Origin of the sequence: Undibacterium hunanense, assembly GCF_014284335.1 — a bacterium.
GTDB lineage: Bacteria > Pseudomonadota > Gammaproteobacteria > Burkholderiales > Burkholderiaceae_D > Undibacterium > Undibacterium hunanense.
This window is the reverse complement of the sequence record NZ_JACOGF010000016.1, coordinates 50,428-71,592: the sequence shown is the minus strand read 5'-3', so window position 1 is coordinate 71,592 and position 21,165 is coordinate 50,428. Positions and strand designations below refer to the sequence as shown.

The window sequence follows — 21,165 nt, the reverse complement described above, 5'->3', positions numbered from 1 at the left end:
CTGATTGACTCAGGCTTCAATTGCCTGAGCGTATACCCAGTCTGCGCAAAATACTTTCCATCAAGCACCACTTGCTGATGCCGCTCTGCAGTAAATTGATTCCTACAAATGCCGTGAAACCCAGCCACCACTGATTCACAAACAGTGGGCTATCGGGTATGCCCAGCGCCAGGCTCAGGAGGATGAAGCAACCTGCAACGATACGAACGATTTGCCAGCTAGTCATGATGAAGCTCCTTGTTGAAAATCAGGATGGTTTAAATCAGGGTTATTTTTATAGGCGCTGTAATACAGCAGCGGTATCACCACCAGGGTCAGCAGAGTGGATACCAGAATGCCAAAAATCAGAGAGATGGCCAGGCCATTGAAGATGGGGTCATCGAGAATGAAGAAGGCCCCCAGCATGGCTGCCAAACCGGTCAGCGCAATCGGCTGGGCGCGTGTAATGGCCGAACTGACTATGGCATCCTTAAATGCCATGCCAGCAGCCACCTGCACATGAATGAAATCCACCAGCAGGATAGAATTTCTGACGATGATGCCTGCCAGGGCGATCATGCCTATCATGCTGGTAGCCGTATATTGCGCACTCAGCAAAGCATGGCCCGGCATGACGCCGATGATGGTCAAAGGTATTGGTGCCATGATGATCAGCGGTGTCAGGTAGGAACCGAATTGCGCTACTACCAGCAGGTAAATCAATACCAGGCCCACAGCATAGGCAGCACCCATGTCACGGAAGGTTTCGTAGGTGATCTTCCATTCACCATCCCATTTCAGGCTGAAACCGCGATACGGATCAGACGGAGTATGGATAAAGAATTCCTTGAGCCTGTCACCATCGGGGGTAATGATTTTTGCGATGTCGCTTCGCATGGCAAACATGCCGTATAGCGGGCTGTCTAAGGTACCTGCCATGTCGGCAGTGACGTAATTGACGGCCAGGCCATCTTTGTGAAACAGCGCCTGCTCGCGCAGGCTGTCAGAAATAGTCACCAGCTCACGCACAGGTACCAGCTTCCCTTGCGCCGACCTGACACTCAGGCTTAACAGGCTATCCAGATTACCTTGTTCGGTCACTGGCAACTGCAACTGGATGGCAGCCGCATATCTGCTTTCATCATGCAGATAACTGACCGCATCGCCATGCAGGCCGGCGCGCAAGGTCGTGACGATTGCCGACTGACTGATACCCAGTGCTGCGGCCTTGCGCTGGTCTATCAGCAAGATTTTTCTTGGGGCATTCACGATACTGCTGTCATCAACATCGACCACACCGGCTGTCTTGTCAAATACCGCACGCACGGCCCTGCCGATTTGCTGCCGCCCCTCATCAGTGGGGCCATAAATTTCTGCAACAATAGCTGCTTGCACCGGCGGGCCGGGTGGCACTTCCACCACCTTGACATTGGCAGCATAACGCTTGCCGATGTCCTGCAAGGCCGGACGCAGCCGGCTGGCAATGACATGACTTTGTTCGCTGCGATGATGCTTGTCTACCAGGTTGACCTGCAAGTCACCGGCCTCACCGCCAGAACGCAAATAGTACTGGCGCACCAGGCCATTGAAATTGATCGGTGCGGCAACACCGGCATAAGCCTGGTAATCAGCCACCTCTGGCACTCTGGACAGATATGCGCCAAGCTCGCGCAATACCGCAGCTGTTTTTTCTACCGGCGTACCGGCCGGCATATCGACCACGACCTGGAATTCTGACTTGTTATCGAACGGCAGCATCTTCAATTGCACCAGACCGACTACCGGCAAAACAACAGAGATAGCAATCAGCGCAAGGATGAGCAACGTCAGCTTCCAGCCATTTTCCCTGCCCTTGTGTTCATCAAGGAAGGGGCGAAATGCGCGCTGGAACAAGCTGCCCAGTGTTTTCTGCAATTTACTTTCCTGCCCATCATGAGCCTGCTTCATCCAGATGCGTGCCAGCCAGGGTGTGACGATGAAGGCGATAGCCAGCGACAACAACATTCCCATGCTGGCATTGATGGGAATGGGACTCATATACGGCCCCATCAGACCACTGACGAATGCCATGGGCAGCAATGCGGCAATCACCGTCAGTGTCGCCAGTATGGTGGGGCCACCGACTTCATCGACGGCAGCAGGTATGATTTCTGTCAGCGACTTGTCTGGAAACAAAGCCTGGTGCCGGTGTATGTTTTCGACGACGACAATCGCATCGTCGACCAGTATGCCTATGGAAAAAATCAGGGCGAACAGAGATACGCGATTCAGCGTAAAGCCCCAGGCCCAGGAGGCAAACAGGGTTACGGTCAAGGTCAATATAACCGCCGTGCCGACAATCGCGGCTTCGCGCCGCCCCAATGCAATGAATACCAGTGCCACTACAGACAAAGTGGCAAACAATAATTTCTGTATGAGTTTTTTGGCCTTGTCGTCAGCCGTCTGACCATAATTGCGCGTGATGCTGACTTCCACACCTTCCGGTATGACGGTATTGCGTAACTCTGCAACGCGCTGTTTGACGGCATCAGCAACGGCGACGGCATTCTGGCCGGGCTGTTTGCTGATGGCGATGGTAAGGGCTGGATATTCTGCAGCATCTTTGCCCACCTGCCCATGCCAGACATAGGCACTGTCTGGCAAGGGACCGTCTACTACCCTGGCAACGTCATTCATGAAGACAGGCTTGCCTGCCTTGACGCCGACCACGACTTCAGACACGGCTTGCGCGTCATGCAAAAATGGTCCAGCGTCGATGGCGATGCTTTGATTCGCTTGCGTCAATTCACCGATTGGCAAACCCAGGTTGACCGCCTGCAAACTGCTTTGCAGATCTGCGACAGTCAGTCCAGTGGCAGCCAGTCTGACCGGATCAAGTTCTATATTAATGGCGCGGCCAGGGCCGCCCGTGGTGGTGATGTCACGCGTGCCTTTTACACGTTTGAGTTCAGCTTCCATGCTGTGGGCGACACGTTCCAGATCATAGGGCCCGCTATGCGGATTCTTGCTCCATAAAGTCAAGGCAACAACGGGCACATCATCAATGCCTTTAGGTTTGACGATGGCTTCCAGTACACCCAGCTTCGTCGGAAACCAGTCACGGTGGCTATGCACCACATCGTACAGACGCACCAGCGCTTCGGTGCGTGGTATGCCAACTTCAAATTGCACGGTCATGATGGCCATGCCTGGCCGGGATACCGACATCACATGTTCGACATTGGCGATTTGTCCCAGCACCTGTTCTGCCGGTATCGCCACTTGCTGCTCCACCTGCTTGACTGATGCACCGGGGAAGGCAATCAACACATTCGCCATCGTCACATTGATTTGCGGTTCTTCTTCACGTGGTGTGACAATGACGGCAAAGACGCCAAGCAAAAATGCAACCAATGCCAGCAAAGGTGTGATTTGTGCGGTCTGAAAAAACTGCGCGCTACGACCCGGCCATCCCAGTTGTTTTGGCATGGCAATCCCTTAGCGCGACTGCGCGGCAACGAGGGGATAAAGCGCCACTTTTTCACCGGCAGCAACACCGGCCAGCACCTCCTGTTCGGTGCCAACAACGGGCCCAGGCCTGATCTGCCTGAGCAAAGCCCGGCCTTGCTGATTCACTACATACACCGCATACAACTCGGCACGGCGCATTATTGCTTTGGCTGGTATATACAGACGTGCATTGTCGTCCCTGCCTACAATCTGCGCGGGCAATTGCAGGCGCGCAAACATACCCGGTGCCAGGCCATTCACAATTGGCAAATCAAGCCGCAATTGCACGGTATGCGTGCTGGCGTCGGTCACTGGCAGGGCGATGAAATGATCCACCTTGATGAGGCGCTGGCTTGGCGGCAAACCCGGTATTTCTATCCTGATCGGTTGTCCTTGCACGATACTGGCCAGTTGCGCTTGCGGCAGTGTTGCCGTCACACGCAAGGCTGCCGGATCAAATACGGACAACAGGGCCCGGCCCGGCGTCACCATATCACCCTGGCTCACATACACATCAGCAATGCGCCCGGCATACGGGGCCTGCAGCGTGTAATAAGCTGATTGCGTCTGCGCCGCGCCAGCCTGGGCAATTTGCGCGCTGGCATCGGCCTTGGCAGAGTTGAATTGCGCCTCCGCACGGTCAAGCTGGGCCTGGCTGATGTATTGACGGGCAAACAATTGCTTTTGCCGCTCGAAATCCTTGCTGGCCACCTGCAGTGTGGCCCGCGCAGCTTCAAGCTGTGCCTGGCTGGCATGGGCTTGCTGACTGGCGACACGTCCGTCCATACGCACCAACATTTGTCCGGCCTTCATGCTGTCACCTGCCTTGACCGGCAAGGTCGTAATGGCACCCGATACCTGGGCCGCAATGACGGTCTGCCGGACTGCTTCGACCACACCATCAGCGCTGATACTGCCTGCATCACGAGAGGCCCTGACCTCTGTCACTTCAAGTTCCGCAGCCACAGCCGCCGTTGTAAATGTAAATATAAAGACGGTCGCAATGATGCTAACAGCATGTATAACAAGCACAGTAAGTACTTGCTTCATCATGAATTGAGTCGGCGTTATGGTATTCATGGGTACATATCTATAGTACGGATAATAGGGATGGAATAGGGATGACATGGGTGGTATGGCTGGTGCCGATAGCGGCTTTGAAAAGATAATATTCTTATTTGCGCAATTACGCAAATAGTAAATTAAGCATGTGCAATCCCGGCCAGTCGGGGTATGATAGAAACATTCCCACTATTATCTTGATTGTTATGGACGGATTATCTGATCAGGCATTGATACAGATTGCCCATTATTTCTCAGCCCTGGCTGAACCGACCCGTTTGCGCATCCTTAACTGTCTGCGCGAAAAAGAACACAATGTCGGTGAACTGGCAGACCGTTGTTCCTGCTCACAGGCCAATGTTTCACGCCATCTGTCTACACTGGCCAAGCATGGCCTGGTTGGGCGTGAAGGACGCGGTACTTCGGTGTATTACCATATCGCTGACGAATCCATTTATGCCTTGTGTGACCTGGTATGTGGCAATGTCGCACGCCAGTTTGAATCCCAGGCCGCCTTGCTGAATGGCAGCCGCACCGGCACCAGCTAGTATTCGTTAGCCAGTATATTCATCAGACACACTCACTACAGCACACGATAAAACAGACTGGCCGCCACGCATACCAGCAAGCCGATGAAAATCTTTTGTACCTGACGTGCAGGCAGGCGTACGGCAATGCGTCGTGCTGCCAGCATGCCGCCCACGGTAGTGATTACGAAAAAGGCTGACAAGGCTGGAGGCAGGCTGGCACCGCTCAGCAAGGCAGATCCCACCCCCATGCTACCTACCAGACTGACCACCAGCAGCGAGGTCGCGACCGCCACATGCATGCTGGCATTGGTGTAATGCCTGAGCATGGGAACGATCACAAAACCACCGCCTACGCCCAGCAAACCCGTCATGAAGCCGGACACTGCGCCAATCGATGCGATCACGGCCCCCGTCTTGAAAGACCATTCAAAACGCCCGGTACTGCTATTGATATGTGCCAGTGCAGAACGCGGACCATTCACATCATCTGGCGAGCGCAGTTGTAGCACCAGGCGCACGGCAACAGCACACAATATCAGGGCAAAAACCAGCATCAGCCATTGCTGGGACAGCCGATGCGCAACTTGCACCCCCAGCAGTGTAGGCAGGCTACCAGCCACCGCCATCAGAATCGCAGCACGATAACGCACCAGCTTGCGGTACAGGCCTTCCATGGCGCCGATAGCGGCAGCCGTGCTGACTGCCAGCAAGGCAACCGGCATGGCTTGCTGCATACTCCAGCCCTGGGCATAGACCAGTGCCGGAACCGCCAGGATACCGCCACCCGCCCCGGTCAGACCCATGATCAGCCCGACCACGGCACCAATCAGGATAACGATAAAATCGGTCATTGATAGCAACATAAAGTTCAGTATTCAAGAATTGTGCAAGTGTATTCCTTAGCGTCTGACTCGTCGAGTAAGCATCACTTGAGATTGCTCACATAATGACAATATCAAATTCAGCAACATTTTTGCTATCATCAATACATCACGCAAAACCGGGCTCGCCATGACACCGCATATACAAAGCTTCTTCGATACCCAGACCTGCACTGCGACCCATGTCGTGTTTGATGAAGCCGGTGGTCATGCTGCCGTGATTGACCCTGTGCTCAATTACGAACCCAAATCTGGCCGCACCAAAACCCAGTCGGCTGATCTGGTGCTGGAATTTCTTCAGACACAGCGGTTGCAACTGCAATGGATACTGGAAACCCATGCCCATGCCGACCACCTGTCTGCGGCGCAATACACCAAACAACAGGCCGGCGGCAAGATCGCTATCGGCCAGCATATCAGCCAGGTGCAGCAGGTATTCAAATCCCTGTTCAATCTGGAACCGGCATTCGCCGTGGATGGCTCGCAATTCGACCATCTGTTTGTCGACAATGAAGAATTTTTTATCGGCACACTGAGCGCGCGTGCTTTGCTTGTGCCTGGCCATACGCCAGCAGACATGGCTTACCATATCGCCGACAACATTTTTGTCGGCGATACCCTGTTCATGCCGGACGTGGGTACGGCACGCTGTGATTTCCCTGGTGGCGATGCTACCCAGCTTTATCATTCCATACACAGGTTGTTGGCCTACCCACCAGATACACAACTGTTTTTGTGTCACGACTACCCGCCTGCCGGGCGCAGCACCTGCACCCAGACGACAGTGGCCCGACAAAAGGCGAATAACGTGCACGTACGTGATGGCATCACGGAAGCCGAATTCGTCGCCCTGCGCAACCAGCGCGACAGCGGTCTGGAAATGCCTTATCTCTTATTGCCGGCGATACAGGTGAATATCCGTGCGGGTAACTTCCCCGCACCTGAAGACAATGGCACAAGCTATCTGAAAATTCCGCTCAACAAACTGTAATAATGCCGAGAATAATGTTGAGAGTAATGCCGGGTCAATGACTGATTTGTTTTTTGACCTGTCTCACACTGTTTCTAACATACGCTTCAAACTGGTCTGCTGGCAAGGGTTTTGAATACAGGTAGCCCTGCACTTCATCACAGGCTTGCTGGCGCAAAAATTCCAGTTGCTCTGCGGTTTCCACGCCTTCGGCAATGGTCATGAGGCCCATGCTCCTGGCCATGCTGATGACCGCGCTGACGATGGCGCGGTCTTCCGGGTCGCTGGTAATGTCGCGCACGAAACTCTGGTCTATCTTCAGTTTATATACCTTGAACTGTTTCAGGTAACTGAGCGAAGAATAGCCCGTACCAAAGTCATCAATCGACATGCGTATGCCACGCTCGTGCAGATTATTCATGACTGCAATCGCACCTTGCGGATCATGCATGGCAACGCCTTCGGTCAGTTCCAGTTCCAGGCATTCTGGCGGCATTTCTGCTTCATCCAATATGCGAGTCACCAGCGCTGGCAAATCATGATGGCGGAACTGCACCGCTGACAGATTGACGGCTATCAGCAGATCCGGAAGACCATTGGCCTGCCACTGTTTCCACTGCCGCACGGCGGTACGCAACACCCATTCACCTATGGGCAAAATCAGGCCGCTTTCTTCTGCCACCGGGATAAATTCTGCCGGTGATACCGCCCCCAATACCGGATGCTGCCAGCGCAACAAGGCTTCAGCCCCCAGCACGGCACCGCTATGCATGGCGATCTGTGGCTGATAATGTAATTCGAACTGCTGCTTTTCCACTGCCTGACGCAAGGCATTCACCAGTTCCAGATGGCGGGTCGAACGTGCCTGCATTTCCTGGGTAAAGAAACGGTAGGCATTGCGTCCTTCGCGCTTGGCGCGGTACATGGCGGCATCGGCATTGCGCGACAGGGTTTCCAGGTCTTTGCCATCATTGGGGTAAATGGCAATGCCCATGGATGCCGTCACATTCAGATCATATTCACCAATACGAAATGGCGCATTCACCACCTGCATGAGTTTTTGCACGACCTGTTCTACCTTGTGTTCATCGACCCCGGTCAGCAATAAAATAAATTCATCGCCACCCAGGCGCGAAATCGTATCGTTTTCGCGCATGGAAGCAACCATGCGCTTGGCCAGTTCCACCAGCATGACATCGCCCAGGCTGTGACCCAGGGTATCGTTGATATCCTTGAAGTGATCCAGATCAAAGAAGATGACGGCCAGTGCATCATCATTTCTTTCTGCCAGGCTGAGCGCATAACGTGCCAGTTCATCCAGCAGCGTGCGGTTAGGCAAGCCTGTCAATGCATCATAGTGGGCCAGGTATTTGATGCGCTCTTCCGTGCGCTTCTTGTCGGTAATATCTTCCTGTATAGACAGAAAATGCGTCACCACACCTTCGCTGTTGCGTATCGGTGAGATATGCGCCAGGTCGGTATGATCCAGGCCATCGGCATAGCGGTTGATGAGCTCGCCTTTCCAGCTTTCACCACGTTCAAGCTGCTGCCACATGTCGGCATATATTTCTGGTGCCGTACGGCCAGAACGCATGATGCTGGGCTGGCGGCCCACCACTTCTTCCAGTCGCTTGCCGGCATTTTTCAGGTAGGCATCATTCGCATATTCGATATTGACCAGGGTATCGGTAATGACGATGGCATTCGAACTTTGTTCAAGCGCCTGCGATAACTTGCGCAAGGTTTCTTCTGCCACTTTGCGTTCTATGGCGATGGCGATCAGGTTGGCGGCCATTTCCAGCATTTGCAGGGAAAATATATCCGGGGTCAAGGGCTGCCGATGATAAATGGCGAAGGCACCGATGACTTTGCGTTCTGCAGAAAAGATCGGCTCTGACCAGCAGGAATGCAGATCAGCCTGCGCGGCCACCGCACTGTAATCGTGCCAGTATGGATGAGTGGACAAATCGGCGGCAATGGTACGGTCACCCGTAAACAGGGCATTGCCGCAAGAGCCTATGCCATCACCAATCACCATGCCTTCTATGGCGCTGGTATAAAAAGCCGGCAGGCTGGGGGCTGCACCGGTACGCACGCGCTGGCCATCCTTGTCCAGCAACATGATGGAACACAGGCAATCCGGCAGCAATGATTCCACCTTCAGCACGACATCATGAAACAATTCTTTTTGCGTCAGGGTGCCGGTAATACGTTCCAGCATGAAGCTGCGCAATTCTTCCATCTGCAAAGCATGCTGACGTTCAGTTTCATGTTCAAAACGGTTCAGTACGTGGCTGACATCGGCGGCAAATTCGATCAGCAATTCCTGTACTGCTTCATCAAATGCGTTTTCCTGATCGGAATACAGATTGAAGGTTCCCACCACTTTGCCATTGCTGAGCAAAGGCAGCGCCGCAGAAGCCTGCCATCCGTGTTCTGCACCACGTCCATGCCAGGGGGCGGTAGCCGGGTCGCTTAAAAAATGCTGACACCAGTAAGGCTGTTTCTGCCGATAAGCCAGGGCGCTGGGCCCCTGCGCAGCCGGGTCTTCCGGCTTGAGTGAGATATGCAGGTCACGCAGATACTCGGCACCGCTGCCAAATGAGGCGATCGGTTTCAGTACTTGCTGTTTTTCATCGGCCAAACCTATCCAGGCCATTTTAAGACCGCCTATACTGACCGCATCTTCACAGATGCGCGGCATCAATTCGGCTTTATTATCAATACGCAAGATGGATTGATTGCACTGTGCCAGTGCGCCGTACAACTGGCTTAAACGCGCACTTTTTTGGGCAGCCAGCAATCTTTCTTCTTCAATTACCGCCAGTCTTTGCCGGGTAACGGCCAGCCAGCCCATGATGCTTTCTTCTGCTCCTGGTCTGACGGTCACAGGTTCGGCGAAATTGCCTTTGCCCAGATTCACCAAACCGCTGTACACGTCAGAGAGAGAGCCACCCAATGTCAGGTTAAGCGCACGGTAAGAGCGCCACAGCAAGCCCACCAGCAAAACACCAACCACAATAAACAGCAAGCGCAATCGCAAGGCAAATTCTTCAGCCCCTTTGACCAGACCCAGATTACGTACCTCTATCATTTCATGGGCTTCGGCTATCGGACGCAGGATGGCGAGTTTGGCCTGCCTGTACTGTTCGTCATACAACATGGCCATCGCCCGCTGCCTGGCTGACTGTGGGTCTGCTGCCGGGTCTTCGATCAAATGCATGGCCGCCCACTCTATCTTGGTCAGGGCATCGGAATTGGCTTTGGCCAGCTCCAGGCGAGCAAATTCCTCCTTGCTGAGACCGGCATTGCCCAGCAGTTCCAGCAAGGGCACGCTGCGTCCGGCAACACTGGAATCATCATTGGCGCGCTGGCTGTTAACCGCAGGGACCAGATCCCAGAACAGGTTTTTCCCCATTGCAGGTCGTGGCGCCTTGCCATTACGTACATCGAGAATATGCTGGTAATAGCGTTTATAGTCAGCGTTGCCGGTGGCGACATAGCTGCGCACCATGCGTGTCAGGTCTTCCGAGGTTTGTTGCAATTCTGTGGACAGGACATGGGATTCAAAGCGTTGATCGTTCACCTGATCGATGGATTTTTCTGAATGTACGTACCAGACAAAAACCAGTGTAAAAATGGCGAACATGCCCAAGGTCAGCCAAAAGCTGCGGGAATAGCTGGATAAACGCTTGTGAGAAGTCATCGAAGGAAGGCTTTCAAGACCCGGGCAACAAAAACAGCCTCATAACAAGATGAAATCATAACGAGATGAAATCATAACGAGATGAAATCATAACGAGATGAAAATATGACAAGACAGCAAGACGGTCCTGTTATACCGGGGCATGTTTCTCCTGATGCAATTTTGCACATGACTATAGTGTAACGGACTCGGGCGGGACATCAAATGCTTATTTGAGTCCGGCTGCCTGACGACGGTGCCTGGCCCATGACGGGGCCGGTTTTTGCCCCTGTCATGGTGATGCGGAAGTGCATGGCGACTGAATGGTGTCTAGCTATCCGATTTGGGATGGATGCGAACCAGTATGATGCGCGGGCCATTCATTTTCTTGACCACGGCATCGAAGCGTTCAAACTCAACCTTTTGGCCTTCTACCGGCAAATCACCCAGCTTGTGCATGATCAGGCCACCTATCGATTCAACTTCATCACTGTCAACATCAAAGCCCAGTGCGCTACCGAGGGTAAACAGGGGCAGACTGCCCTTGCCTATCAGGGTACCGTCGTCCAGCAGGGTCCAGTCATTTTCATTCTGGCGGAATTCATCACGTATCTGACCGACCAGGGCACTGAGCAGGTTATCCAGCGTCAGGAAGCCCACCGGCTTGCTGCCACGGTTGCCGACAATGGCAAAGTGCGGTGCGCCCTTGCGGAAGCGGCGAAACAATTCCAGCGCCGGCATGGTAGGCGGGACAAATTCGACCTGACGCAAGTGCTTGCTCAGGTCCCCCAGCGGCTTGCCGGCCTGCTGGGCCAGGAACAGGTCTTTCAGATGCAACATGCCGAGTACGGTTTCGTCATCTTCATCAAAATAGGGATAACGGCTGAAACGGTTACGGGCAGCGGTTTCCATGTTTTCTTCGAGCGACACGCTTTTATACATGGCCACCACTTCATTGATGGGGCGCATCAGGTCAGAAATTTCCAGGCCGCCAAAATCCAGCACCTGGGCCATGATGCTCCACTCGTCGCGGGTTTCTTTTTTGCCGCCATGGCTACCGCGCAGGATCAGCTTCAGTTCTTCCGGCGAATAATGGGTATCACCGCCATGTTCAGCGCTCAGGCCTATCCATTTCAAGACCTTGTTGGAACTCCAGTTCAGGGCCCAGATGGCCGGGTACATGCTCCAGTAAAACGCATACAGTGCCGGTGCGGTCCACAGGGATACCCGTTCAGGCATCCGGATGGCCATGGATTTGGGGGCCAGTTCACCCACCACAATATGCAGGAAGGAAATGACAAAGAAGGCGAAGAAGAAGGAAATGCCGTGTATCAACTCTTCCGAATTGACGCCGACCAGAATAAAGACGGGATGCAGCAAATTGGCAAAGGCAGGCTCACCTATCCAGCCCAGCCCCAGTGAAGCGAGCGTAATGCCCAGTTGACAGGCAGACAAATAGGTATCCAGATGCTGATGGACTGTAAATAGCAAACGGCCTCGCAAACCCGAGGTCTTCGCAATACTGCGTACCCTGGTCTGACGCAACTTCACCAAACCAAACTCTGCTGCAACGAAAAAGCCGTTTAACAAGACCAGTAACAGGGCAGCAAGCACCAGCAATAAATTTTCCAACGTCTAACCTTTGTTATGTACAAGCCGACACTTTAGACTAAATTGTCCTTACTTGCATGTAAATGCTCTGGAATAAGCTGTAGCAATCCCCATTTCATGCGGACCAAACCACATTTAAGAACAAAAACTTCTGACTTGTTCACATGACAAATGGCGCAAATTGCGTTACAACTTACGCTCTATAGTATTTTGAGGAGAAACGTTTGAGCATCGATAAGGTTTTAGCCGGGATTCAACTCCGCCTGACCGAACACCCTGCACTGAACGATATCCAGCACCTGCGCAGCCTGGTCGCAGAAATAAGACCGCAGCGCCCCCATGATATCGTCCGTGCCACGGACAATGTGCGGGCACTGTGCTTTGTGTTGCGTCAGCGCCCCGCATGGCGCAGCGCGCTGCGTCACTACCTGCTGCAGGTACTGACCACGCGCAAGCTGGTGCATTTGTTCACCGATACCGGCATTACCCAGAACGTCGGTTTCTGGACCGCCGCCCGCCAGCGCCTGTTCAACAAGATTTTGCCGCCTCTGGTGAATGAAGACTACATCAAGGATGTGTTTGGGCAATTGTTTCACGAAGAGACTGATCATATCTGGGTGAATGGCATCGAAGACCAGGCCTGGGTGGATTTGATCACTGCCATCGGCTTTCGCTCGCGCACGGCCCGCCTGACACATGGCACCCTGACAAGTGAAATCCTGAGTGCAGTGCAGGTGCTGTCGTATCGCATCACGAATATCGGGCTGGAAGCTGAACTAGTACGCAATCACCCGGATATAGAAAAGTTTGAATCCCCCTTCCTGCGGCAAAACGACGCCATCAATGACTATGTGCTGAGTTACAGCCAGTGGCTGATCGATCAGGACAAGTTGCGCGAAGACAGCAAGCACATCGAAGTCTTGCTGACGCAGTGTGAAGACATTACCAACCGCATACGCCGTACTGCATCTTTCCAGGGCGTTTCCATCAGCCTGACCCGCTTGTTGCTGCAACTGACGCAGAGCATTGCCCGCTTGCGCAAACTGCTGGACATGCTGGACAGCCGCGACACCAGCAACACCGCTCAGTTGGGTGTGCAATTGCTGAAAGAACTGGTCAAGGCAGACAACGAGCGCCACAGCCTGCGCAATCTGATACAGACCAGTACCGAACTGCTGTCACTGCAAGTCACGGAAAGAGCAGGCCGCAGCGGAGAGCATTACGTCACCAACAACCGCAGCGAATGGCTGAGCATGCTGCGTTCGGCCCTGGGGGCAGGCTTTATTGTCGGCTTCATGGCGCTGATCAAGATCCTGTTTGGCAGCATGGCGATGGCACCGTTTGGTTATGCCCTGCTGTACAGCCTGAATTATTCATCCGGCTTCATGCTGGTGCATGTACTGCATTTCACCATCGCTACCAAACAGCCGGCCATGACGGCCGCCCTGATAGCGCGTGCAATTGACGAAGGCAAGCAAAAACTGGATGAATTGGTGGAATTGATTGTGCGTGTCTTGCGCTCACAATTCATCGCCATTATCGGCAACGTTGGTCTGGCCATACCCACGGCCTATGCCATTGCCTGGGCCTGGGTTGAAATCACAGGCAAGCACCTGGTGTCGCCAGAAAAAGCCGGTCATTTGCTGCACGACATTGACCCATTCAACAGCCTGGCCCTGCCTCATGCGGCGATTGCCGGCGTCTGCCTGTTCTTGTCGGGCCTGATTTCCGGCTACTACGACAACAAGGCCAGCTATGCGTATATTCCGGATCGCTTGCGGCAACTGCGCTGGCTGAAGGCGATACTGGGTGAAGACAGATTGCTGCGGGTGACGACTTATATCGGCAACAATCTCGGGGCTTTGGCTGGTAATTTTTTCTTTGGTGTCATGCTGGGTACCATAGGCCAGCTCGGCAGTTTCTTTGGCTTGCCGATTGATATCCGCCATATCACCTTTGCCAGCGCCAATTTTGCCTTTGCCCTGGTTGGCCTGGACAACCATATGAGCTGGCAGGTAGCGGCTTATTCGTTGTTTGGCATCATGACAATAGGCATGGTGAACCTGGGTGTCAGCTTCAGTCTGGCGATGCTGGTTGCCTTGCGTTCACGGCGTGTCAGTTTTGGTCAGGGTGGCCTGTTGACTGTCTTGTTGTGGACCCGCTTCTGGCAAGGTCCGCGTGATTTTTTCCTGCCGCCAGCAGCTAGGGAAGAAGCTGCTACTGAACAGGATGATGTCAAGGATGAAGTCAAATAAGTTGAATATGATCACGTAAAAATCGGGTAAAACGGTGGCCAGGTCAACCAAAACTGGCATGGCACCGTTAAGCTTGAGTCATCATCCTGATTGAGAACACTATGAAATTGTTGCAGACCCTGATTGCCGCATCGATCACGTCGCTTGCCATGATGGCGGTACAAACCGCCAGCGCCCATGAATATGAAGCGCTGATGAAAGCCAAAAAATATGCCGAAGCCGATAAAGCTGCCAGCGCAAAATTGTCCAGTGACCCGAACAATGCCGATGCCCTGCTGGCAAAGGCCGACCTGATACTGGCCGAAGGCAAGCTTGATAAACTCGATGATGCTGCAAAGTATGCCGAGCAATGCATCAGCGCTCATCCACAGATGTCCGAATGCCATGAAATGCTGGGCAATGTACTGGGCACCAAAGCCACCTCGGGTAACATGTTTGCCGCCATGTCCTACGCCGGCAAAATCCGCGATGCCTTCATCAAGGCAGTGGAACTGGATCCGAAAAATTTCAACGCCCGTAATTCCCTGTTGCAGTATTACCTGCAAGCGCCAGCCATTGCCGGTGGCGGTAAAAGCAAGGCACAAAACCTGGTGCTGGAAACTGCAAAAGTCAGCACTGCCGCCAGCAATCTGATGCAGGCAACAATAGACCTGTCTGACGAAAAAGCCAGCCGTGCTGAAACCAATGCCCTGTCCGCCATCCCCGGCAATGTCGAATCTCTCGCCAAGTTGCAGCGCAATGTGCTGTTCAGCGTTGGTGCCACCTATGTGCAAGAAAAGAAATATGTGGATGCAGAACGTGTCTTCAGTGAACTGCAACAGCGCTATCCGGACAAATACCAGGGTTCCTATGGCATGGGACGCGCCTTGCAGGAACAGGGCAAACACAAGGATGCCATCAACTGGTTTGAAAAATCCCTGAGCATAGACGTCAATGCTGCCAGCTACTACCGTCTGGGCCAATGCCAGCAGGCCGTCAATGACAAACCCAAAGCCATTTCAAATTTTGAAAAATCCCTGTCTTACAAACCAGCCCTCAGCAAAAAATTGCGTGAAGATGCAGAAACACAGTTGAAGACACTGAAAAGCTGATAGCCAGCAAGCGGGTTTGTTACAAGACTGTATCAAACCCGGCTGCGCTTGCCGGCAAGTTTTGATGCACATCAACGAAGCTGATTATCACCCAACAGACAGGTAGGTAGCAGGGCGGGCAACAAGTACAATCGTACTTTCCCGATCCTGCATTAGTACCTACGTACCTGCCTAACTGCCATCTGTCATGAAGACCGTCAGCAACACCCCGCCCCCATCCCTGGTAGCCCACAGTCTGCTGGAAGATGTGCTGGCCATTATTACCGGCACCGTGCTGGTATCACTGGGCGTGGCCCTGTTTAACCAGGCAGGCTTGCTGACTGGTGGAACAGCCGGACTGGCCTTTCTGCTTCATTACAGCACCGGGCTATCCTTTGGTCTGGTGTTTTTCCTCATCAATCTGCCGTTTTACTGGCTGGCCTGGCGACGCATGGGCTGGCGTTTCACGCTCAAGACATTTTGTGCAGTAGCGCTGGTATCGGTGTTTTCTGGCCTGCATCCCAAACTGGTGCACCTGACCAGCATGACGGCGCTTACACCGTTCTATGTTGCGCTGATCGGCGGCTTGATGATGGGCGTGGGTTTTATTGTGCTGTTCCGCCACCAGGCCAGCCTTGGCGGCATCAATATCCTGGCCCTGTACCTGCAAGAAAAGCGTGGCATACGTGCCGGCAAGCTGCAAATGGCGGTGGATTTTTGTATCGTCATGGCGTCACTGGCAGTAGTGACGCCAATGGCGCTGCTGGCGTCCGTCATTGGTGCCTTTGCCCTGAACCTGGCAATCAGCCTGAATCATCGTCCTGATCGTTATGTAGCGATGTAAAGCTGTCGCGATATTGTGTCGGCGACAGGTGCAGGTGCTTTTGAAAAACCCGGCGCAAATGATCGTCACTGGCGAAACCGCAACGGGCTGCAATGGTCTTGACCGGCATGGCCTGTTCCGACACATCGGCCAACAAGCGTTGAGCAAATTCCAGACGTGCAGTTTCGATAAATTCTGAAGTACTGGAACCCACTTCACGCTGAAACAGTCGGGTGAAATTGCGCAGGCTCATACCGGCCATGTCGGCCAGTTGCGATACCGGCAGGCGCTGATGCAGGTTGGATAATATCCACTGCTGCAATTCGCGGATATTGGTCTGCGCGGTTTTTTGGCTCAGCAAGTGGGTACTGAACTGCGATTGCCCACCGGGACGTTTCAGGTAGACCACCATGTCACTGGCCACTTCCAGCGCCAGTTCATGGCCGCAATCATCTTCGACAAAGGCCAGGGCCAGGTCTATGCCTGCCGTCACACCCGCTGATGTCCACAGGTTGCCACTGCGTATGAAGATGGCGTCAGCATCCACCTGCACTGCCGGGAAATCATCCTGCAACTGGCGCGCCACACTCCAGTGCGTGGTGGCATGCTTGCCGTCCAGCAGCCCTGTCTTCGCCAGGAAAAAAGCGCCAGAACACAAGGCTGCCAGACGCTGGATTTTGGGGGCGACATGTGCCACCCAATCGATGATCGCACCATTTTCTTCCAGCGCATCGCGGATATGGCGCGAGCCGACGATGATCGCGTCATCCGGCAAAGCCAGCGGGTTGATGGCCTTGGTCGCTTCCAGGCACATCAGGGTGTCTGAACGCACCGGCCCGATCTGGGCCGCAGCAATTTTGACATCATAGGCGGCGGGCTTGCCCTGGCGTTGCAAATGGATATTCGCATACTCAAACACCGACATCGGCCCTATCGCTTCCAGCGATTTGAAACCGGGGTACACGATAATATCGAGCCTGCGGGGAAAGCCACGTTTGTCTGCGCGTTTGTCCGTGCGTTTATCTATGGGCTTGTCTACCTGTTTAGCCATTTTCAATGCCTGACCTTGTGCATAAGCAAAAGCAGGATGATAGTCCAGAAGTGGTCGCCCCGTCTTTTTAAGCCATTCTTCATTCAGAATCAGCCATATAGCTAAAAAACACCCGCAATGTATCTGCTTTCTAAGACAATCACCGAACCTTAACATTCCATAAAGGATCAGCATGAAAACCAAAGCCGCCATCGCCTGGAAAGCAGGTGCACCCTTGACGATAGAAGAAGTCGATCTGCAAGGCCCGCAAGCCGGTGAAGTGCTGATCGAGGTCAAGGCCACCGGCATTTGCCATACCGATTATTACACCCTCTCTGGTGCTGACCCGGAAGGTCTGTTCCCTGCCATTCTGGGGCATGAAGGTGCAGGCGTGATTGTAGATACCGGCCCCGGCGTCAGCTTGCGCAAAGGTGACCATGTCATCCCGCTGTACACGCCAGAATGCCGCCAATGCAAGTTCTGCCTGTCACGCAAAACCAATCTGTGCCAGGCCATCCGTTCTACCCAGGGACGCGGGCTGATGCCGGATGCCACATCGCGCTTCTCGCTTGATGGCAAACCGCTGTTCCATTACATGGGTACATCAACCTTCTCCAACTACATCGTGGTGCCGGAAATTGCTGTTGCCAAAGTGCGTGAAGATGCCCCCTTCGACAAGATTTGCTATATCGGTTGCGGCGTGACTACTGGCGTGGGTGCCGTGGTTTTCACCGCCAAGGTGGAAGCTGGCGCGAATGTGGTCGTGTTTGGTCTGGGCGGCATAGGCCTGAACGTGATCCAGGCTGCCAAAATGGTGGGTGCCGACAAAATCATCGGTGTGGACCTGAACCCGGCACGTGAAAGCATGGCGCGCAAATTTGGCATGACCCACTTCATCAATCCGTCGCAGGTAGAAAACGTGGTCGACCACATCATCCAGCTGACAGACGGCGGTGCTGACTATTCATTTGAGTGCATAGGCAATACCAAGGTCATGCGTCAGGCGCTGGAATGCTGCCACAAGGGCTGGGGCAAATCCATCATCATCGGTGTGGCTGAGGCTGGTGCAGAAATCAGTACCCGTCCGTTCCAGCTGGTGACGGGGCGCGAATGGAAAGGTTCTGCCTTTGGTGGTGCCCGTGGCCGTACTGACGTACCAAAAATTGTCGACTGGTACATGGAAGGCAAACTGAATATCGATGACCTGATCACCCACAGACTGCCGCTGGAACGCATCAATGAGGGCTTTGACCTCATGAAAAGCGGCGAATCCATCCGTTCTGTCGTGCTGTATTGATGAAGCCGCTCCTGCCCCTGCCGGATGAGATAACCCTGTTAAGCCAGCATGCCTGCCATGCTGGTGTGCAGCGGTTTTATCAGCATGCATCCAAAGAAATTGGCTTGCCTATGCGGTTTTCTGTCTACCTGCCACCGCAGGCACTGGCAGGCGCGACTTGCCCGGCAGTGTTTTACCTCGCAGGGCTGACCTGCACCGAGGAGACCTTCATGATCAAGGGTGGCGCGCAGGCCGTTGCCGCCCGCGAAGGCATCATCCTCATCACGCCTGACACCAGCCCACGCAACACCAACATCCCCGGCGATAGCGACAGCTGGGATTTTGGTGTCGCCGCCGGTTTTTACCTGGACGCCACCGAAACACCATGGAGCCAGCATTACCGCATGCACAGCTATATCGTGCATGAACTGCGCAACATCCTGCTTGATCACTTGCCCATGGACAGGCAACAGGTAGGCATCATGGGACATTCCATGGGTGGCCATGGTGCGCTCGTGCTGGCCTTGCGTCATCCGGAATATTTTCACAGCGTATCTGCCTTCGCGCCGATTGCTGCCCCCACCCAATGCCCCTGGGGCAACAAGGCTTTCAGCGGATATCTGGGGTCAGATACGACAAGCTGGCGCGCCTACGACGCCACCCAGCTCATGCTGAACCAGCGCCAGGCCCCATTTCCCAAAGGCATCCTGATAGACCAGGGGCTGGACGATAAATTTCTGGCAGAGCAATTACACCCCGACCAGTTCGCCGCTGCCTGCCAGCAAATACAACAGCCGCTGAACCTGCGTTACCACGCTGGCTATGACCATGGCTATTACTTCATCACCAGCTTTATTGAAGAGCATTTGCTGCATCACAAGCAGCAATTGACTGCTTAAAGGCCCAAAAGCGGCCAATGCTGTCATACAGGCTTGTTCCGGTTTTAATAGCACTTACGCAAACCAGCTGCGCTGCTCATCAAACCAACGTAGGTACGATTAGCGCAGCGTAATCGTACGCATGTCCATCACGGCTCGCTTTCTTCAACTGCTGATTTGCTGATAAAAATACAAAACAATGAATTTTCTCTTGTCGGATAGAAGACAAGAAAATGTGAAACGTCTTGGTCATTGCCAGGGACAACATACGTACGATTACGCTGCGCTAATCGTACCTACATTCTTCAAGGTTTGTCATACAGGCTTGTTCCAGTTTTAATATGCACCAAACTGGAACAAGCACTCTATTTCTGTGCGTTTCTCGCTAAGTTGTCATTAATTTTGTGTAAAATCGAGCGACATCGTCGCGCATTTTTTGCGCATCATTCAGAACGACATAACAAGAAAGCAAGAGATGAGTAAAGTAGTCATCAGCGGCACCGGCCTGTATACGCCATCCCAGTCCATTTCCAATGAAGAACTGATTGCCAGCTTCAATGGTTATGTCCAGCAACACAATGCACAAAACGCTGCGGCCATCGCCAGCGGCGACGTGGTGGCACTGGAAGAATCCAGCGTTGCCTTCATAGAAAAAGCATCCGGCATTAAAGCACGTTATGTGATGAATAAAGATGGTGTGCTGGATATCAACCGCATGACCCCACGCATCCCGGAACGTAGCGACGATGAACCATCCGTCATGTGTGAAATGGCCGTGGCAGCAGCCACCCAGGCGCTGGAACGCGCAGGCCGCACCGCCGCAGATATCGACGGTGTCATTTGCGCTGCCAGCAATATGCAGCGTGGCTACCCAGCCATGGCCGTTGAAATCCAGGCAGCGCTGGGCATAGACGGTTATGGTTACGACATCAATGTTGCCTGTTCATCTGCCACGTTTGGCATACAGGCTGCTGTCACAGCGATACAAAGCGGCCAGGCGCGCGCCATCTTGGTGGTTAACCCAGAAATCACCAGCGGCCACCTGAACTGGCGTGACCGCGACAGCCACTTCATTTTTGGTGATGCCTGTACCGCCATCATCATAGAACGCGCTGACCTGGCCACATCGCAACACCAGTTTGAAATTGTCGGCCTGAAACTGAAAACCCAATTCTCGAACAATATCCGCAACAACTTCGGCTTTTTGAATCGCGCCGATGAAAGCGGCATAGGCAAGCCAGACAAACTGTTCCGCCAGCAAGGCCGCAAAGTATTCAAGGATGTCTGCCCCATGGCCGCTTCGGTGATCACCTCAACGGTAGAAGCATCGGGCATCAGCATCCCCGATGTAAAACGCTTTTGGCTGCATCAGGCCAACCTCAACATGAACCTGTTGATTGCCCGCATGATTTTGGGACGTGACGCCACACCCGAAGAATCGCCAACCATACTCGATACCTACGCCAATACGTCGTCAGCGGGTTCCATCATCGCCTTTCACAAATACCAGGAAGACCTGACACCCGGCACCATAGGCGTGATCTGCTCGTTTGGCGCAGGTTATTCCATAGGCTGCGTGGTCGTCAAAAAATTGAACTGAACTGAATTGTCCGCACAAAACAAAAG

General features: G+C 53.6%; 15 protein-coding genes. 8 read left to right on the top strand and 7 right to left on the bottom strand.

Features of this window, described 5'->3' with window-relative positions:
- Nucleotides 1-16 precede the first annotated feature (16 nt).
- Genes H8L32_RS23635 through H8L32_RS23625 form a run of 3 tightly spaced genes read right to left on the bottom strand, consistent with a single transcriptional unit; the run spans nt 17 to nt 4,416 of the window.
- Entirely contained in the window at nt 17-226 is a 210-nt protein-coding gene (locus H8L32_RS23635) for a YgaP family membrane protein (protein WP_186950048.1), read from the bottom strand.
- Nucleotides 223-3,447, bottom strand: coding sequence for an efflux RND transporter permease subunit (locus H8L32_RS23630; RefSeq protein WP_186950047.1), 3,225 nt, complete (start codon nt 3,445-3,447; stop codon nt 223-225). The genes H8L32_RS23635 and H8L32_RS23630 overlap by 4 nt, the downstream gene beginning before the upstream one ends.
- Nucleotides 3,448-3,456: 9 nt before the next feature.
- Nucleotides 3,457-4,416, bottom strand: a complete 960-nt coding sequence (locus H8L32_RS23625) for an efflux RND transporter periplasmic adaptor subunit (RefSeq protein WP_329605224.1) — start codon at nt 4,414-4,416, stop codon at nt 3,457-3,459.
- Between the two features lie 320 nt (nt 4,417-4,736).
- Here H8L32_RS23625 and H8L32_RS23620 point away from each other — a divergent pair, with 320 nt between their 5' ends.
- Complete coding sequence (locus tag H8L32_RS23620) at nt 4,737-5,078, top strand: ArsR/SmtB family transcription factor (RefSeq protein WP_186950043.1); 342 nt, start codon at nt 4,737-4,739, stop codon at nt 5,076-5,078.
- 35 nt (nt 5,079-5,113) lie between these two features.
- On the opposite strand, the gene H8L32_RS23615 is transcribed toward H8L32_RS23620, so the two are convergent.
- Nucleotides 5,114-5,911 carry a sulfite exporter TauE/SafE family protein gene (locus H8L32_RS23615; protein WP_186950041.1) on the bottom strand — a complete coding sequence of 266 codons (798 nt, stop codon included), beginning with the start codon at nt 5,909-5,911 and terminating at the stop codon, nt 5,114-5,116.
- A gap of 160 nt (nt 5,912-6,071) precedes the next feature.
- Between H8L32_RS23615 and H8L32_RS23610 the strand changes: the two genes are divergently transcribed.
- On the top strand, nt 6,072-6,932 hold the full coding sequence (locus tag H8L32_RS23610; RefSeq protein ID WP_186950039.1) for an MBL fold metallo-hydrolase: 861 nt from the start codon (nt 6,072-6,074) through the stop codon (nt 6,930-6,932).
- 34 nt (nt 6,933-6,966) lie between these two features.
- Here H8L32_RS23610 and H8L32_RS23605 read toward each other — a convergent pair whose 3' ends face one another.
- Complete coding sequence (locus H8L32_RS23605) at nt 6,967-10,617, bottom strand: bifunctional diguanylate cyclase/phosphodiesterase (RefSeq protein ID WP_186950037.1); 3,651 nt, start codon at nt 10,615-10,617, stop codon at nt 6,967-6,969.
- A 309-nt stretch (nt 10,618-10,926) separates the two neighbouring features.
- Nucleotides 10,927-12,228, bottom strand: a complete 1,302-nt coding sequence (locus tag H8L32_RS23600) for a hemolysin family protein (protein ID WP_186950035.1) — start codon at nt 12,226-12,228, stop codon at nt 10,927-10,929.
- A 203-nt stretch (nt 12,229-12,431) separates the two neighbouring features.
- Here H8L32_RS23600 and H8L32_RS23595 point away from each other — a divergent pair, with 203 nt between their 5' ends.
- From H8L32_RS23595 to H8L32_RS23585, 3 genes are all read left to right on the top strand, one after another.
- The gene (locus tag H8L32_RS23595) at nt 12,432-14,462 is read left to right on the top strand and encodes a site-specific recombinase (protein WP_186950033.1); all 2,031 of its coding nucleotides are present in this window, start codon (nt 12,432-12,434) and stop codon (nt 14,460-14,462) included.
- A gap of 101 nt (nt 14,463-14,563) precedes the next feature.
- Nucleotides 14,564-15,553: a tetratricopeptide repeat protein gene (locus H8L32_RS23590; protein ID WP_186950031.1), complete on the top strand. Its 990-nt coding sequence runs from the start codon at nt 14,564-14,566 to the stop codon at nt 15,551-15,553.
- 187 nt (nt 15,554-15,740) lie between these two features.
- Complete coding sequence (locus tag H8L32_RS23585) at nt 15,741-16,376, top strand: YitT family protein (RefSeq protein WP_186950029.1); 636 nt, start codon at nt 15,741-15,743, stop codon at nt 16,374-16,376.
- On the opposite strand, the gene H8L32_RS23580 is transcribed toward H8L32_RS23585, so the two are convergent.
- Nucleotides 16,336-17,406 carry a GlxA family transcriptional regulator gene (locus H8L32_RS23580; RefSeq protein WP_186950028.1) on the bottom strand — a complete coding sequence of 357 codons (1,071 nt, stop codon included), beginning with the start codon at nt 17,404-17,406 and terminating at the stop codon, nt 16,336-16,338. The two genes, H8L32_RS23585 and H8L32_RS23580, sit on opposite strands and share 41 nt — an antisense overlap.
- Before the next feature lie 172 nt (nt 17,407-17,578).
- On the opposite strand from H8L32_RS23580, the gene H8L32_RS23575 reads away from it, so the two are divergent.
- The 3 genes from H8L32_RS23575 to H8L32_RS23565 all read left to right on the top strand — a co-directional run bounded on the left by H8L32_RS23575 (nt 17,579) and on the right by H8L32_RS23565 (nt 21,139).
- Nucleotides 17,579-18,682, top strand: coding sequence for an S-(hydroxymethyl)glutathione dehydrogenase/class III alcohol dehydrogenase (locus tag H8L32_RS23575; protein WP_186950026.1), 1,104 nt, complete (start codon nt 17,579-17,581; stop codon nt 18,680-18,682).
- Nucleotides 18,682-19,560, top strand: coding sequence for an S-formylglutathione hydrolase (fghA, locus tag H8L32_RS23570; RefSeq protein WP_186950024.1), 879 nt, complete (start codon nt 18,682-18,684; stop codon nt 19,558-19,560). Before H8L32_RS23575 ends, fghA begins: the two co-directional genes overlap by 1 nt.
- Nucleotides 19,561-20,014: 454 nt before the next feature.
- The gene (locus H8L32_RS23565) at nt 20,015-21,139 is read left to right on the top strand and encodes a beta-ketoacyl-ACP synthase III (RefSeq protein WP_186950022.1); all 1,125 of its coding nucleotides are present in this window, start codon (nt 20,015-20,017) and stop codon (nt 21,137-21,139) included.
- The last annotated feature ends 26 nt before the right edge of the window (nt 21,140-21,165 follow it).

Excerpts from the sequence above, each read along its gene's own strand:
- H8L32_RS23635 (WP_186950048.1), bottom strand. The coding sequence starts at position 226 with ATGACTAGCTGGCAAATCGTTCGTATCGTTGCAGGTTGCTTCATCCTC.
- H8L32_RS23630 (WP_186950047.1), bottom strand. The coding sequence starts at position 3,447 with ATGCCAAAACAACTGGGATGGCCGGGTCGTAGCGCGCAGTTTTTTCAG.
- H8L32_RS23620 (WP_186950043.1), top strand. The coding sequence starts at position 4,737 with ATGGACGGATTATCTGATCAGGCATTGATACAGATTGCCCATTATTTC.
- H8L32_RS23615 (WP_186950041.1), bottom strand. The coding sequence starts at position 5,911 with ATGACCGATTTTATCGTTATCCTGATTGGTGCCGTGGTCGGGCTGATC.
- H8L32_RS23610 (WP_186950039.1), top strand. The coding sequence starts at position 6,072 with ATGACACCGCATATACAAAGCTTCTTCGATACCCAGACCTGCACTGCG.
- H8L32_RS23605 (WP_186950037.1), bottom strand. The coding sequence starts at position 10,617 with ATGACTTCTCACAAGCGTTTATCCAGCTATTCCCGCAGCTTTTGGCTG.
- H8L32_RS23590 (WP_186950031.1), top strand. The coding sequence starts at position 14,564 with ATGAAATTGTTGCAGACCCTGATTGCCGCATCGATCACGTCGCTTGCC.
- H8L32_RS23585 (WP_186950029.1), top strand. The coding sequence starts at position 15,741 with ATGAAGACCGTCAGCAACACCCCGCCCCCATCCCTGGTAGCCCACAGT.
- H8L32_RS23580 (WP_186950028.1), bottom strand. The coding sequence starts at position 17,406 with ATGGCTAAACAGGTAGACAAGCCCATAGATAAACGCACGGACAAACGC.
- H8L32_RS23575 (WP_186950026.1), top strand. The coding sequence starts at position 17,579 with ATGAAAACCAAAGCCGCCATCGCCTGGAAAGCAGGTGCACCCTTGACG.
- fghA (WP_186950024.1), top strand. The coding sequence starts at position 18,682 with ATGAAGCCGCTCCTGCCCCTGCCGGATGAGATAACCCTGTTAAGCCAG.
- H8L32_RS23565 (WP_186950022.1), top strand. The coding sequence starts at position 20,015 with ATGAGTAAAGTAGTCATCAGCGGCACCGGCCTGTATACGCCATCCCAG.